Here is a 14,228-nt window from a genome sequence, read left to right on the forward strand (position 1 = left end):
TATCAGAAAGGCCGCGTCATCGTTCATCGCCAGCAAGCTGTGCTCCTACAGAAGAGCGTTGGTTTTGAAAACAGGTGTCGTTGTTCAGATAGCGCGCCAGCTCATCCTGCCGCTGGCAACCAAGCAGCAACCAAAGCAAAATCCGGGCTTTACGCGGGCACAGAAACCCAGCCATCACAGCTCCCTTGCCGATCAAATCCATCTCACTGCCAACAAACCCATAGGAAGCTCGCGCGGTGGCGCCAGAACCGGTGCGGGTCGCAATGATTACGGGGATTTTTTCGGCGATGTGTTCGACCACTTCAGCCCATTTCTGCGAAACGTGCCCGGCGCCGAAACCAGCGATCACCAAGCCGTCGTAGCCCAGCTTGAGGATGTTCTCCAGCAGTAGGGTGTCTGCCGAAAGCGAAGCCTCCAGCAAGGCGACTTTCTGCGTGGTGTGTTGTGGCAAAGGCAAGCACATCCGTTGTGTTGGCTGACGCAGATAACGAACAACGTCTTCGATCAGCAGACCGACGGGGCCGAATACTGGGGAGGAAAACGCCTGCAAGGCCAGCGAATCGGTTTTTCGCACGCTGCACGCTTGATGAATTTGCCCATTCATTACCACTTGAACGCCACGTCGACGGCTGTTGTCGGCCAGCGCGACGCGGCAAGCATCCAGCAGATTCGCCGGTCCATCGGCTCCAGCCTGTTGTGCCGAGCGCATGGCACCGGTCAAGACTAAAGGCTCGTCGCGGTCCCATAGGTAATCGAAAAACACCGCTGTTTCTTCCAGGGTGTCGGTGCCTTGGGTGATAACAACCCCGGCTGCACCTTGCTCTACCTGGTATTTCGCCCAGGAAAGGACGCTCAGCAAGACCTCGAAATTCAACGATGCGCTGGGCAACAGGCCGAGCGTTTCCACCGTCACCCGGGCCAGCGTTGTTACTTGCGGTACGCAGGCCAGCAAGGTTTCACCGCTGACCGTCGGGATAACGCCTTCGCCGGCATTCCTGGCTTGCATGCTCACCGTGCCGCCGAGCGCTGCGATGGCCAGTTTGGGCAGGTTCATGTCTTACCTCGCTTGCTTGAGTTGGAAAGTGGCTGTATCCGCTTTTGAGGCTGCGATACAGCCGAAAGGTTGACGGGCTCAGTCAGCGATCAGCCAGCCGATCAGTGGAAGAATCATCAACGTGCTGATGGCCATGGACAGGACATTCCCGATGTAAGCGTGCATGTCAGCCGGCATTCGCTTGGCCAGCGCGCACGCCAGCGGTGGCGCGATCAGCGCCCCCAGCAGCGCACTTGACGCAATGACCTGCCAGCCGCCGCCATAGGTCAACACGGCTGCCGGTACGACTGATACCAGTGGAACGTAGGTGGGATACCAGCCGAGTGATATCCATTGTCGACGCCAGATCACGACGCCGATGGCCGAGGTCAACGCCTGCGCACCGATCAGTTGAGGCAACAGACCCGAGCCGTAAACCGGGCTCATCGGGTTCAAGCTGTAAGCCAGCACTGCGCCCAACAGCAATCCAAGGCTGGCCAGTTCATTGCCAAAGAACGGTGCTTCCGAAAAGTCGGCGAGGATGCGGCGCAGGCTCCAGATCACACCGTAGTCAGGCGTTTTGGTGGTGGCGGGAGCCGGCGGTGGGTCGGATGGCTTCTCGGAGGCGGTTGACTTCACCAGGCTCGGCAGATGGCGGCAGAGTAAAAAAGCCAACACGCTGGCGACTGCCATCCCCGAGACATTGCCGATCACCACTGGCAAGCTCAATGGATTGCACACGTAATTGACGATCAACAAACACATTGGGGTGACGAGCACTGCGCCCATGAGTGCACCGTTGATCGTGACTTTCCAGCCACCGCCAAACATCAGCACCATTGCCGCTGGTAGCGAAACGAAAGCAGCAAACGTGGGCTGCCAACTGGTGGCGGTCACCGTCCAGCCCCAAAGCAGGTTGCTCAACAGCAGGCCAAGCAATGAACTGGTCACCAGCCACGGCCATAATCCAGTGCCATAGGAAATGGCAAAACCTTGCCAGGATTTTCCCGTCCGATTCGCCCAGTAGGCGAGGTAGGCGCCTGCCAACAACCCGATGGAAGCGAACTCGTGTTTGTAGAACGCCACTTCGCTGATGTCCCCCAATACCCAGCGCAACCAGGCGCTCGGCTCGGGTAGGCCGGATACCATGTCGCTGTAACCCGGCCAATGGGCTGACCAAAACGAACGATAGGTGAGTGAAAGCCAGATGATCAGCAGTATCGTGCCGATCAGCAGCACGATGACCGCCGTGTCAAAAGGCAATCGACGGGCAGGCCGGTTTTTGTCGGTTGTGATGTCCATGACGGATGCCTCCTTTTATCAGCGCGGGAGGCAGGGGTGTTGGGTGTAACCGAGCATTTGATCGAAGAGATCCGTTCGACGATCGCGATGCAGGTCGTTCAGATTGTTCCAGATGGGCGCGCTGCGGGAGCTGGTCAGGTCGATGTCGGCAAACAGAATTTCCTGCTGGTCTGCCGATGCCACTGGGCCAATCGGCCAGCCGTTGGTGCCGGCAATCAGTGAGCAGCCGAGGTAGCGAGCGCCACGCTCTTCGCCGATACGGCTCGCAGCCGCGATAAACACGTTGTTTACATGAGCTGCGGTCATCGTCAGGTACGACGCCATGCACTTGCCGGCATCGTCGAACAGCGGCGGCGGTGTCCAGACCCAGTTGTTCAGGCTGCAAATGATGTCGGCGCCTTGCTGGCTGAGGATGCGAGGTACTTCCGGGAACCAGATGTCCCAGCAGATCAACAATCCGATGCGGCCGATGGGCGTGTCAAACACCGGGAAACCCAGATCACCCGGGGTGAACCAGAGCTTCTCCAGGTTCCACAGATGGGCCTTGCGGTACTTGCCGATAAATCCGTCAGGCCCGAGCAAAACGCCGGTGTTGAAAAGCCGCATGCCGTCGCGTTCGGTCAAGCCGGCGACGAGGTAGACCTTGTGCTTGCGGGCGAAGTCCATCCAGCTCTGCACGCTTGGCCCTTCGGGAACCGACTCCGAATGGTCGAAGGCATCCTGCCGGTTATTGAAGAAATAGCCTGTACAGGAAAGCTCCGGCAGCACGATGAGGTTGGCTCCGCCGTACACCGCCTCCAGCGCCAGTTCAAGGCTCCGACACAGATTGCCCTCTCGATTCTCCATGCCGACTTGTGGATCGAATTGCACGACTGCTACACGAACAGGGCTTGTTGGCTCACTCATTCCGATAACCTCTTTTTATTGTTATTCACGCCGTTTAATGGCGTGTTTATAAGAGTTGAAACGGAGGGGGGTGTAAGTCAGCGGCTTCCGTTTAGGTTGTAGTCCTTATCCCAAGATGCATGCGCGTGGTGTTTAAAGGGGATGCCCGAAGGGGCGGGAAAGGTAGAGCCGATGCAGGTCGTGCATGGCTCTGGGGCGGGGGGATCAGGCTTTGACCTGGTAGTGCGGGTAGTTGCTCATGGAGAAGCCGCCGTTGAACGTCGCGGCGGTTTTGTTGCAAATGTGAATGACGGCATCAACGGCTCCGCGAAAACAGGGTTCCGTCCAGCCGGCATCCACCGAAAATGATTCACCGGACAAATACAGCCCAGAAACATGGGCGAAATCCCGGTTGTATTTCATCAGGCTGACGGCGTCGTAGTAGGTGCCGGGTCGGTACAGCTTCGCACAGCCCAAGGCGTTTTTGTCGGTGACCCAGCGTTGGACCACGGCTTGATCAATTCCGATGTAAGGCGAAATTTTCTCTTGAATGTTGGCGGAGTTCAGCAGGATGCGGTCCAGCTCTTCGGCGCACTTGATCACCAGTTCTTTGTCGGTGAAGGAGGCAAGCTTGGTGGCGTCATCCTCCCAGGTGTAACTCAGGAGAATGCAGTCATAGCTGTAGTGATCGTTGTAGCGGTAGGTGTAGACGTCGTGGATAAAGCTGTCAGTAACGATGGCTTGCGGGATGTTGCTGTTTTTCGAGAGGAATGACTTTTTCAGCGGTGCATAGACCTTGCAGCTGGTTTCCCAGTGCGCGGTTTTATAGGCATTGATCGTCTCGAAGGGCAGCATTTCCTGAGTGAAGTTTTCAAGCTTGATTCGCGTCTCGATCAGCCAGGAAGGCAGAGTCATGATGACCGAATCGAAGTCATCGAAGTGCTCTTGGGTGTGCTCGGGCTGGCTGTGTTTCCAGTTGAAATAGACGCGGATTTTCTGGTTGGTCAGCTTTTTAAGTTGGGTGACGGATGAATCGGTGAGCAGGCCGTTACTCCGCTCACGGCAGTGTTCGTAGACGGATTTTCCGGTTTCGTCGGTTTTCATGAACAGCAGGCATTCATCCAGTGCGGCCAGTCCGATATAGCGGGGCTTGTCGAAACTCAGACCCGTTGAGTCAAAAACGGCTTCGCTGTGCAGGTGAGGCGAGTCCAGCGGATTGCCATTAGCGTCCACCCGGCCATGGATCAGTTGCAACTGGCTGCTGAAGCCGAAAATGGCGGTACGCAAAGGATAGAGGCAGCAGACGTCGTAAAAAGCGCCCCAACTGCCATCACCGATGCCGATGGCATAGAAAATCGCGGACTCATCCGCGGACATTCCCATCCCTCCAAAATCCCCGGGCGAGAGCTCATCCCAAGCGTCCAGCACCGGCATGCTTACCAGGTCGCGAAACGAAACGCGCTCGTACTTCTCGACCATGGCGGCCCACATGGTTTCCCATTCCTGGCTGGCGTAAACCTCTGCGACGTGTCGGGTCATGCGGTCGGCAAAGGCTTTCCATTTGGCATACACCTTTTGCAGTGCTTCACCGGGCGGTGGGGTCAGGCCGTCAGTATTTTTCCAGATCAACATCTGCGGCGTTGGTCCGCCGCCCATGCTGCCTTCGCGAAGATAGATGCCGGTCGAGCTGACCCATTGGCTTCCGGGGTTGGCAAAGTCGGAAAATGCCAGGTCAAACGCCTTGGCGTAGTAAGCCATCAGCGAACGGCCTTCGGTCGGCGGTTCGTCTGTACGGTTGAAGAAAGGCATGCGCATGGCGCCCATTTCAAATGGTGTATGACTTTGCGTGGAGTGTGGGCTGCCAGGTACGGTCAGGTGTCTGCCGCCGATGCGCCTGGATTGTTCGATGAGGGTTATCTGGGTAAAGCCGCACCGATAAAGCTCTCTGGCAGCCGTCAGCCCGGTGACGCCGGTGCCAATGATGCAGATTCGATGTTGCGGGTCGGTGGCCTTGGCGATGCCGTTTTCTTGCTCGACCAGTGCTCGGTAGTCGAAGCACAGGTCGGGTGGACTGGGGAAACGAGCGGCCCATTTGTTTTGAGTCGAGCGCTTCTTGCGAGTGGCCTCTTTGGCGACCAATGAAGGGTAGTTGTAGCTTGATCCGATAGTCACTGTTGATCTTCCCTGAAAGTCCTGGTGGTGTTTTCAGGGAATAGGTTGGGTGTTTCAGTGGCCGGCGTACATGAGCCAGTTCCGGTTCACCAGGGCTCCATATTCTTTTTTTATTGTGGGAAAAAGAAACCTGTAGGAGCGAGGCTTGCCCGCGATTGCCGCGTCGCGATGTATCAGATAGACCGCGCCATCGTTCATCGCCAGCAAGCTCTGCTCCTACAGGTCGTGCGAGGTTTCAAGCGGCCTGTTGGAACTGCTGCCGATACTGGTTCGGTGACAGCTCGGTGTGCTGGCGGAACAGTCGTGCGAAGAAGCTCGCATCGTCGTAGCCGACTTCATAGCTGATGGTCTTGATGCTCTTGCGGCTGCCGGACAGCAGGCCCTTGGCGGTTTCGATGCGCAGGCGTTGCAAGTAATGCAGGGGCTTGTCGCCGGTGGCGGTCTGGAAGCGGCGCATGAAGTTGCGGATGCTCATGCCATGTTCGCGAGCGACGTCTTCAAAGCGAAATTTGTCGGCGTAGTGCTCTTCGAGCCAGTGCTGGATCTGCAGGATGATCACGTCTTGATGCAGCTTCTGCCCACCGAAGCCGATACGTCCTGGCGAATAGCTGCGTTGCACTTCGTAGAGGATGTCTCGTGCCACAGCCTGCGACACATTGGCACCGCAGAACCGCTCGATCAGGTAGATGTACAGATCGCATGCCGAGGTGGTGCCGCCTGCGCAATACAGGTTGTCAGCGTCCGTCAGGTGTTTGTCTTGATTGAGCTGGACCCGCGGGAAGCGCTCGGCAAACGCGTTGAAAAAACGCCAGTAAGTGGTCGCTTCCTTGCCGTCGAGCAACCCGGCTTCGGCCAGCCAGAACACGCCTGTGGCTTCGCCGCATAGCACAGCACCGCGCGCATGTTGCTGGCGCAGCCACGGCATCACTTGCGGATAACGCAGGCTCAGGGTTTCGAAGTCGTCCCAGAAGGCGGGGATCACGATGATATCGGCGTTTTCCAGCCCGCCGTCCACCGGCATGATCACATCGCTGAAACTGTTTACCGGTTTGCCATCGGGGCTGACCAGCCGGGTCTCGAACGCCGGTGTCAGGCCGTGACCCAGTTGTTTGCCGTAGCGCAGGCTGGCTAAGTGGAAGAAATCCTTGGCTTGCATGAGGGTTGAAGCGAAGACCCCGTCAATGGCCAGAATGCAGACGCGTCGCAGGGACGTGGAGGCTTGGTTAGACATAATTCAACTTTATTCTTATAGGGGAAAGTGGTCACCAGACGGCTGGATCGTCTTATTTTTTGTCGGATGTGTCCAGTGTCCTGTATCGGATGCGGGGCTTAGTCTCTGAAGGTCAATCCCCTCTAAAAATATCAACAGGTGCCGCATGATCCCTAGAACCTTGTTCAGTTCCGAGCACGAACTTTTTCGTGACAGCGTGCGAACGTTCCTCGAAAAAGAGGCGGTGCCGTTCCATGGACAATGGGAGAAACAGGGCTATATCGACCGTCAACTGTGGAACAAGGCAGGGGAGGCGGGCATGTTGTGTTCGCACCTGCCGGAAGAGTACGGCGGTCTGGGGGCGGACTTTCTCTACAGCGCGGTGGTGATTGAAGAGATCGGGCGCCTCGGCCTGACCGGAATCGGTTTTTCCCTGCATTCGGACATTGTGGCGCCTTACATCCTGCATTACGGCAGTGAAGAGTTGAAACACAAATACCTGCCGAAACTGGTCTCCGGAGAACTGGTGACTGCCATTGCCATGACCGAGCCGGGCGCGGGCTCCGACCTGCAAGGCGTGAAGACCACGGCGGTACTGGATGGCGATGAGTATGTGATCAACGGTTCCAAGACCTTTATCACCAATGGCTTTCTCGCCGATCTGGTGATCGTGGTTGCCAAGACCGATCCCAAGGCCGGCGCGAAGGGCACCAGCCTGTTTCTGGTGGAGGCCGACACGCCAGGCTTCGACAAGGGCCAGCGCCTGGAAAAAGTCGGCATGAAGGCTCAGGACACCTCGGAATTGTTCTTTCAGGACGTCCGGGTGCCCAAGGAAAACCTGTTAGGTCAGGCCGGGATGGGTTTCGCGTATTTGATGCAGGAGTTGCCGCAGGAGCGTCTCACCGTCGCCATCGGCGGCCTGGCATCAGCCGAAGCGGCGCTGCAATGGACGCTGGATTACACCCGTGAACGCAAGGCGTTCGGCAAGGCGATTGCAGACTTCCAGAACACCCGTTTCAAACTGGCGGAGATGGCGACTGAAATTCAAATCGGTCGGGTCTTTGTCGATCGCTGCCTGGAGCTGCACCTGCAAGGCAAGCTCGATGTACCGACGGCGGCGATGGCCAAATACTGGGGCACGGACCTGCAATGCAAGGTCCTCGACGAGTGCGTGCAGTTGCATGGCGGTTACGGCTTCATGTGGGAATACCCGATCGCCCGGGCGTGGGCGGATGCGCGGGTGCAGCGGATCTATGCGGGGACCAATGAAATCATGAAGGAGATTATTGCGCGGGCGCTTTGATTTTTTTGTGATGGTTGAAAAGATCGCAGCCTGCGACAGCGCCTACAGGGTGTACGTCAACCCATGCAGGCGCTGCCGCAGGCTGCGATCTTTTTGCAATCAGCGCAATTTATGGTGCCGGGTTCGGGTGGTCCTTGTGAATCGCCTCAATCCCTTCCAGCACTTCCTCCGACAGTTTCAAATCAAAACTGGCAATGTTGCTTTCCAGTTGTTCCAGGGTGGTAGCGCCGATGATGTTGCTGGTCACGAACGGCTGCTGCGTGACGAAGGCCAGCGCCATCTGTGCCGGGTCCAGACCGTGCTCACGGGCTAAAGCGACATAACGGCTGCAGGCTGCTTCCGACTGCGGGTTGAAATAACGACTGAAGCGACTGTAGAGGCTCAGGCGACCCTTCGGTGGGCGTGCGCCCCCTTCGTATTTGCCCGACAGGAAGCCGAACGCCAGCGGCGAATAGGCCAGCAGGCCGCACTGTTCACGAATGGCGATTTCCGCCAGACCCACTTCGAAGCTGCGGTTGAGCAGGTTGTAGGGGTTCTGGATCGACACTGCACGCGGCCAGCCGCGCGCTTCTGCCAAAGCGAGGAAGCGCATGGTGCCCCATGGTGTTTCATTGGACAGGCCGATGTGGCGGATCTTGCCAGCCTTGACCTGCTCGTCCAGCGCTTCGAGGGTGTCTTCGAGTGGCGTCAGATTGGCTTCCGTCTGGTGCTTGTAGCCCAGCTGGCCAAAAAAGTTGGTGCTGCGTTCCGGCCAGTGCAGCTGGTACAAGTCGATGTAATCGGTCTGCAGGCGCTTGAGGCTGGCATCCACGGCTTCGGTGATGTGCTGGCGGTTGTGCCTCAGGTTTTTATCGCGAATGTAATCGATGGTGTTGCCGGGGCCGGCGATCTTGCTGGCCAGGATCCAGTCGGCACGATCGCCACGGCTTTTGAAGTAATTGCCGATATAACGTTCGGTAGTGGCGTAGGTTTCGGCCTTGGGCGGCACTGGGTACATCTCGGCGGTATCGATGAAATTGATCCCGGCGCTCTTGGCCCGCTCAATCTGGGCGAAGGCTTCAGCTTCGCTGTTTTGCTCACCCCAGGTCATGGTTCCGAGGCAGATGGCACTCACGTTGAGATTGGTCCGGCCTAGCTGGCGATAGTCCATCGGGTGCTCCTTGGGCAAAACAATCATAAAAGCAGGTTGAAATATTTTTCGCAATCTGCATAATTGCGCACCTCTTTCTGCAGTGGAAGTGATGCGCCGCCGCCGAAGAATCTTGCCGTTGAACGGACGCGCCGACCCGAGCCCCCGAAAGCGTCTGTATCCGGCTGCCTTTGACTTGTCAAAGTACGCACTATTCAGTAAGATCCGCCGTCTAATTTACAGGGCGGCCCCTGAGGCTATAAAGAATGAAAACTTTTACTGCTAAACCGGAAACAGTACAGCGCGACTGGTTTGTCGTCGACGCTGCAGGTCAGACCCTGGGTCGTCTGGCCACCGAAATCGCGAGCCGTCTGCGTGGCAAGCATAAAGCTGAGTACACTCCTCACGTTGACACTGGCGATTACATCGTCGTTATCAATGCCGAGCAGATTCGTGTAACCGGTGCTAAAACCACCGACAAAATCTACTACTCCCACTCCGGTTTCCCGGGCGGCATCAAGTCGATCAACTTTGAAAAGCTGATCGCTAAAGCCCCTGAGCGCGTGATCGAGACCGCGGTTAAAGGCATGCTGCCTAAGAACCCACTGGGTCGCGACATGTATCGTAAGCTGAAAGTCTATGCGGGCGCTGTACACCCTCATACTGCTCAGCAGCCCCAAGAACTGAAGTTTTAACGGAATAGTTCATTATGTCGGCGACTCAAAATTACGGCACTGGCCGTCGCAAGACCGCAACCGCACGCGTTTTCCTGCGTCCGGGTACTGGTAACATCTCCATCAACAACCGTTCGCTGGATAATTTCTTCGGCCGCGAAACTGCCCGCATGGTAGTTCGTCAGCCGCTGGAATTGACTGAGACTGTCGAGAAGTTCGACATCTACGTCACCGTGATCGGCGGTGGTGTAAGTGGTCAAGCTGGCGCAATCCGCCACGGCATCACTCGCGCTCTGATGGATTACGACGAAACCCTGCGTGGCGCTCTGCGCAAAGCTGGCTTCGTAACCCGCGATGCCCGTGAAGTTGAACGTAAGAAAGTTGGTCTGCGTAAAGCGCGTAAGCGTCCGCAGTACTCGAAGCGTTAATTCGCTTCCACGTTCAAAAAAGAACGCCCAGTCTCCTCACGGAGCTGGGCGTTTTTTTATGCGTGCGATTTCTCAAAGAATTGCGCTGTGACAACTTGCCACATCCGTAGAGCCCCTATACTACAAGGCTTGGGAGTGGGGCCCTTGGGTAATTACCTTGTCAGAATTGGGGCTTTTCATTACCATTCGGCAAAATTTTTATAAGTACATAGATTTACTTAGTAGATGCCTGATTTAACAGGCCACAAAGCTGATGGGAGAGGACTGAATGAGCAATGACGGCGTGAATGCAGGCCGGCGTCGCTTCTTGGTAGCAGCCACATCCGTGGTGGGTGCTGCAGGAGCGGTGGGGGCTGCGGTCCCGTTCGTGGGGTCATGGTTTCCCAGTGCCAAGGCGAAAGCCGCAGGTGCACCGGTGAAAGTGAATGTCAGCAAAATCGAGCCAGGCCAGCAGATGATTGCTGAGTGGCGCGGCCAGCCGGTGTTCATCGTCCGCCGTACGCCGGAAATCCTGGGGAATCTGAAGAAGATCGAGGGTCAGCTGTCCGACCCGACCTCCAAGAACTCGACTCAACCGACGTATGTCGATCCGGAAAACCGTTCGATCAAACCTGAGATTCTGCTGCTGATTGGTATCTGCACGCACTTGGGTTGCTCGCCGACCTTCCGTCCCGAAGTCGCCCCCGCAGATCTGGGCAAGGACTGGGTAGGTGGCTATTTCTGCCCTTGCCACGGCTCCCACTACGACCTGGCTGGTCGCGTCTACAAGTCGCAACCTGCGCCTTTGAACCTGCCAGTTCCCCCGCATTCCTATGAGACCGATGAGATTATTGTCATTGGCGTCGATACGGAGAAAGCGTGATGAGCAAGTTCATGGATTGGGTTGATGCGCGCTTTCCCGCCACCAAGATGTGGGAAGACCATCTCAGCAAGTACTACGCCCCGAAGAACTTCAACTTCTTCTATTTCTTTGGATCCCTGGCATTGCTCGTTCTGGTCAACCAGATCATTACCGGTGTCTGGCTGACCATGAGCTACACCCCATCGGCGGAGGAAGCGTTTGCCTCCGTAGAGGGCATCATGCGTGATGTCAGTTATGGGCCGATCTTGCGTTTGTTGCATGCTGTCGGTGCGTCGATGTTCTTCATTGTTGTTTACCTGCACATGTTCCGTGGACTGCTCTACGGTTCCTACCAGAAACCACGCGAGTTGGTGTGGGTCTTCGGTATGTTGATCTACCTGGCGCTGATGGCTGAAGCCTTCATGGGCTACCTGCTGCCGTGGGGCCAGATGTCCTACTGGGGTGCCCAGGTGATCATCTCGCTGTTCGGTGCGATCCCGGTCATTGGTAACGACCTGACCCAGTGGATCCGTGGTGACTACCTGATTTCCGGAATCACCCTGAACCGCTTCTTCGCCCTGCACGTGGTTGCCTTGCCGATCGTGATCCTCGGTCTGGTGGTGCTGCACGTTCTGGCGCTGCACGAAGTGGGATCGAACAACCCGGACGGCGTGGACATCAAGAAACACAAAGACGAAAACGGCGTACCGCTGGACGGCATTGCCTTCCACCCGTACTACACCGTGAAAGATATCGTCGGCGTGGTGGTGTTCCTGTTCATCTTCTGCTCGATCGTATTCTTCTTCCCGGAAATGGGTGGTTATTTCCTCGAAAAGCCGAACTTTGAAGTGGCGAACGCCTTCAAGACCCCAGAGCACATCGCTCCGGTCTGGTACTTCACCCCGTTCTACGCGATCTTGCGTGCGATTCCGGACAAGCTCCTTGGCGTTGTGGCCATGGGTGCTTCGATTGCCTTTCTGTTCGTTCTGCCCTGGCTTGACCGTAGTCCGGTCAAGTCCATGCGCTACAAGGGTTGGCTGAGCAAGATCTGGCTCTGGGTATTCTGCATCTCGTTCGTGATTCTTGGCTGGTTGGGTGTCATGGCGCCTACGCCTGAGCGGACGCTGCTGTCGCAGGTATGTACCTTCCTGTACTTCGCCTACTTCATTCTGATGCCGTTCTACACCAGGCTCGAGAAGACCAAACCGGTTCCGGAAAGGGTGACTGGCTGATGAAAAAACTATTTGCTGTATTGATGCTTGCAGCGTTGCCAGTGTTCGCTTTCGCAGCGGAGCACGGTGGCCCTGAGCTGGAAAAAGTCGACATCGACGTTTCCGATAAAGCGGCCATGCAGGATGGTGCGCGTACGTTCGCAAACTATTGCATGGGTTGCCATAGCGCCAAGTTCCAGCGTTACGAGCGTGTTGCCGATGACCTGGGTATCCCTCATGAACTGATGCTCGAGAAGCTGGTGTTCACAGGTGCCAAAATCGGCGATCACATGAGCATCGGCATGCAGCCGGTTGACGCCAAGACCTGGTTCGGTGCGGCACCGCCCGACCTGACCCTGGTCGCTCGCGTTCGCGGTACCGACTGGCTCTATGGTTACCTGAAGTCGTTCTACGAAGATCCGTCGCGCCCTTGGGGTGTGAACAACAAGGTCTTCCCGAACGTCGGCATGCCGAACGTCCTGGCGGGCCTGCAAGGTCGTCAGGTTATCGGTTGCAAGCAGGTTCAGATCGTTGAAGACGGAAAGAAGCAATATGACCCGCTGACCGGTACGCCGCTGACTCATGAAGCGTGCGATCAGATGACTATTGTGCCGAAAACAGGTGCGCTGACCGAAGAGCAGTTCGATGAGAAGGTCAAGAATCTGGTAACCTTCCTGGCTTACTCGGCTAACCCGGTTAAGCTGCAACATCAGCGCATTGGTACTTACGTATTGCTGTACCTGGCGTTCTTCTTCGTATTCGCCTACTTGCTTAAGCGCGAATACTGGAAAGATGTGCACTGATAAAGCTACAAGCTATTGCTGTTAATCGCGCGCGCCCAAGGGCGCCTCTGAAAATGTAACGAGTCTGGTAACCCAGGCGTTACGGGAGGCGCCCTCTGGGCGCGCTCGTTTTTCCGCTTTCGATAATTTCTACAAGCGAGGAGGACCGCCATGGGCGTGACCAATCGGTTGGCCTGTTACTCCGACCCCGCCGACCACTATTCCCACCGAGTGCGAATCGTACTGGCAGAGAAGGGTGTCAGCGCCGAGATCATCTACGTGGAAGCTGGCCGCCACCCGCCTAAACTGATCGAAGTGAACCCTTATGGCAGCTTGCCCACCCTGGTCGATCGTGACCTGGCGTTGTGGGAGTCTACGGTGGTGATGGAATATCTGGATGAGCGTTACCCGCATCCGCCACTACTACCGGTTTATCCGGTGGCGCGTGCCAACAGCCGTCTGCTGATTCATCGTATTCAGCGTGACTGGTGCGGGCTGGTGGATCTGATCCTGGATTCTCGGTCCAAGGAAGCGGCTCGTGCCGTGGCACGTAAAGAGCTGCGCGAAAGTCTGACCGGCGTGTCGCCGCTGTTCGCCGACAAGCCGTTTTTCCTCAGCGAGGAACAAAGCCTGGTGGATTGCTGCCTATTGCCAATACTCTGGCGATTGCCGATTCTGGGTATAGAACTGCCGCGGCCAGCCAAGCCGCTGCTTGATTACATGGAGCGCCAGTTTGCGCGTGAGGCTTTCCAGGCGAGTCTGTCTGGTGTCGAACGCGATATGCGCTAAGGCTTAAGGAGCCGCTATGAACTCCAGTCGACCTTATCTGGTCCGCGCGCTCTATGAGTGGATTGTGGACAACGATTGCACCCCGCACATGCTGGTCAATTCCGAGTATCCATCGGTACAGGTGCCGCAAGGTTTTGCCAGCGACGGACAGATTGTCCTCAACGTTTCGCCACAAGCCGTGCGTCATTTGCACATGGACAACGAGGCGGTCAGTTTTGAAGGCCGCTTCGGTGGTGTGCCGCACACGCTGTATGTGCCTATCGCATCGATCCTGGGTATCTACGCCCGTGAGAACGGTCAGGGCATGGTCTTCGATCTGGAATCGCCAGGGGAAGACGAGGAAGAGATCGAACCGGATGACGATCTGCCGCCACCAGGCAGCGAGCCGCCGCGTCCCAGCGGTCGGCCTAGTTTGAAAGTGGTGAAGTAATAAAAAAGGCGATCCGAAAGGATCGCCTTTTTTATTGCT

General features: G+C 56.7%; 14 protein-coding genes. 8 read left to right on the plus strand and 6 right to left on the minus strand.

Annotation, left to right across the window (positions count from 1 at the left end; genetic code table 11):
• Positions 1-16: 16 nt before the first annotated feature.
• From KUF73_RS13410 to KUF73_RS13430, 5 genes are all read right to left on the minus strand, one after another.
• Positions 17-1,054, minus strand: coding sequence for an asparaginase (locus KUF73_RS13410; RefSeq protein ID WP_218438503.1), 1,038 nt, complete (start codon positions 1,052-1,054; stop codon positions 17-19).
• A gap of 78 nt (positions 1,055-1,132) precedes the next feature.
• Entirely contained in the window at positions 1,133-2,335 is a 1,203-nt protein-coding gene (locus tag KUF73_RS13415) for a hypothetical protein (protein ID WP_218438504.1), read from the minus strand.
• 18 nt (positions 2,336-2,353) lie between these two features.
• Positions 2,354-3,241 carry a nitrilase family protein gene (locus tag KUF73_RS13420; RefSeq protein WP_218438505.1) on the minus strand — a complete coding sequence of 296 codons (888 nt, stop codon included), beginning with the start codon at positions 3,239-3,241 and terminating at the stop codon, positions 2,354-2,356.
• A 204-nt stretch (positions 3,242-3,445) separates the two neighbouring features.
• Entirely contained in the window at positions 3,446-5,392 is a 1,947-nt protein-coding gene (locus KUF73_RS13425; RefSeq protein WP_218438506.1) for an FAD-dependent oxidoreductase, read from the minus strand.
• A gap of 235 nt (positions 5,393-5,627) precedes the next feature.
• On the minus strand, positions 5,628-6,548 hold the full coding sequence (locus KUF73_RS13430) for a GlxA family transcriptional regulator (protein WP_218438558.1): 921 nt from the start codon (positions 6,546-6,548) through the stop codon (positions 5,628-5,630).
• A gap of 220 nt (positions 6,549-6,768) precedes the next feature.
• On the opposite strand from KUF73_RS13430, the gene KUF73_RS13435 reads away from it, so the two are divergent.
• On the plus strand, positions 6,769-7,905 hold the full coding sequence (locus KUF73_RS13435; RefSeq protein WP_218438507.1) for an acyl-CoA dehydrogenase family protein: 1,137 nt from the start codon (positions 6,769-6,771) through the stop codon (positions 7,903-7,905).
• A gap of 109 nt (positions 7,906-8,014) precedes the next feature.
• Here the strand turns inward: KUF73_RS13435 and KUF73_RS13440 are convergent, their stop codons facing one another.
• Positions 8,015-9,055, minus strand: a complete 1,041-nt coding sequence (locus tag KUF73_RS13440; protein ID WP_218438508.1) for an NADP(H)-dependent aldo-keto reductase — start codon at positions 9,053-9,055, stop codon at positions 8,015-8,017.
• Between the two features lie 245 nt (positions 9,056-9,300).
• Here KUF73_RS13440 and rplM point away from each other — a divergent pair, with 245 nt between their 5' ends.
• The 7 genes from rplM (at position 9,301) to KUF73_RS13475 (ending at position 14,189) form a co-directional block, all read left to right on the plus strand.
• A complete protein-coding gene (gene rplM, locus KUF73_RS13445) occupies positions 9,301-9,729 on the plus strand; it encodes a 50S ribosomal protein L13 (protein WP_007905295.1) in 429 nt (142 codons plus the stop codon).
• A 14-nt stretch (positions 9,730-9,743) separates the two neighbouring features.
• Positions 9,744-10,136 carry a 30S ribosomal protein S9 gene (rpsI, locus tag KUF73_RS13450; protein ID WP_003205364.1) on the plus strand — a complete coding sequence of 131 codons (393 nt, stop codon included), beginning with the start codon at positions 9,744-9,746 and terminating at the stop codon, positions 10,134-10,136.
• Between the two features lie 268 nt (positions 10,137-10,404).
• Entirely contained in the window at positions 10,405-10,998 is a 594-nt protein-coding gene (gene petA / locus KUF73_RS13455) for a ubiquinol-cytochrome c reductase iron-sulfur subunit (RefSeq protein ID WP_218438509.1), read from the plus strand.
• Positions 10,998-12,209, plus strand: a complete 1,212-nt coding sequence (locus tag KUF73_RS13460; RefSeq protein ID WP_218438510.1) for a cytochrome bc complex cytochrome b subunit — start codon at positions 10,998-11,000, stop codon at positions 12,207-12,209. The genes petA and KUF73_RS13460 overlap by 1 nt, the downstream gene beginning before the upstream one ends.
• Positions 12,209-12,991: a cytochrome c1 gene (locus KUF73_RS13465; RefSeq protein WP_218438511.1), complete on the plus strand. Its 783-nt coding sequence runs from the start codon at positions 12,209-12,211 to the stop codon at positions 12,989-12,991. Before KUF73_RS13460 ends, KUF73_RS13465 begins: the two co-directional genes overlap by 1 nt.
• Positions 12,992-13,141: 150 nt before the next feature.
• A complete protein-coding gene (locus KUF73_RS13470) occupies positions 13,142-13,759 on the plus strand; it encodes a glutathione S-transferase N-terminal domain-containing protein (protein ID WP_218438512.1) in 618 nt (205 codons plus the stop codon).
• A 16-nt stretch (positions 13,760-13,775) separates the two neighbouring features.
• A complete protein-coding gene (locus KUF73_RS13475) occupies positions 13,776-14,189 on the plus strand; it encodes a ClpXP protease specificity-enhancing factor (RefSeq protein WP_218438513.1) in 414 nt (137 codons plus the stop codon).
• The last annotated feature ends 39 nt before the right edge of the window (positions 14,190-14,228 follow it).

The organism is Pseudomonas sp. PD9R (assembly GCF_019200975.1).
GTDB lineage: Bacteria > Pseudomonadota > Gammaproteobacteria > Pseudomonadales > Pseudomonadaceae > Aquipseudomonas.

Excerpts from the sequence above, each read along its gene's own strand:
- KUF73_RS13410 (WP_218438503.1), bottom strand. The coding sequence starts at position 1,054 with ATGAACCTGCCCAAACTGGCCATCGCAGCGCTCGGCGGCACGGTGAGC.
- KUF73_RS13415 (WP_218438504.1), bottom strand. The coding sequence starts at position 2,335 with ATGGACATCACAACCGACAAAAACCGGCCTGCCCGTCGATTGCCTTTT.
- KUF73_RS13420 (WP_218438505.1), bottom strand. The coding sequence starts at position 3,241 with ATGAGTGAGCCAACAAGCCCTGTTCGTGTAGCAGTCGTGCAATTCGAT.
- KUF73_RS13430 (WP_218438558.1), bottom strand. The coding sequence starts at position 6,548 with ATGCAAGCCAAGGATTTCTTCCACTTAGCCAGCCTGCGCTACGGCAAA.
- KUF73_RS13435 (WP_218438507.1), top strand. The coding sequence starts at position 6,769 with ATGATCCCTAGAACCTTGTTCAGTTCCGAGCACGAACTTTTTCGTGAC.
- KUF73_RS13440 (WP_218438508.1), bottom strand. The coding sequence starts at position 9,055 with ATGGACTATCGCCAGCTAGGCCGGACCAATCTCAACGTGAGTGCCATC.
- rplM (WP_007905295.1), top strand. The coding sequence starts at position 9,301 with ATGAAAACTTTTACTGCTAAACCGGAAACAGTACAGCGCGACTGGTTT.
- rpsI (WP_003205364.1), top strand. The coding sequence starts at position 9,744 with ATGTCGGCGACTCAAAATTACGGCACTGGCCGTCGCAAGACCGCAACC.
- petA (WP_218438509.1), top strand. The coding sequence starts at position 10,405 with ATGAGCAATGACGGCGTGAATGCAGGCCGGCGTCGCTTCTTGGTAGCA.
- KUF73_RS13460 (WP_218438510.1), top strand. The coding sequence starts at position 10,998 with ATGAGCAAGTTCATGGATTGGGTTGATGCGCGCTTTCCCGCCACCAAG.
- KUF73_RS13465 (WP_218438511.1), top strand. The coding sequence starts at position 12,209 with ATGAAAAAACTATTTGCTGTATTGATGCTTGCAGCGTTGCCAGTGTTC.
- KUF73_RS13470 (WP_218438512.1), top strand. The coding sequence starts at position 13,142 with ATGGGCGTGACCAATCGGTTGGCCTGTTACTCCGACCCCGCCGACCAC.
- KUF73_RS13475 (WP_218438513.1), top strand. The coding sequence starts at position 13,776 with ATGAACTCCAGTCGACCTTATCTGGTCCGCGCGCTCTATGAGTGGATT.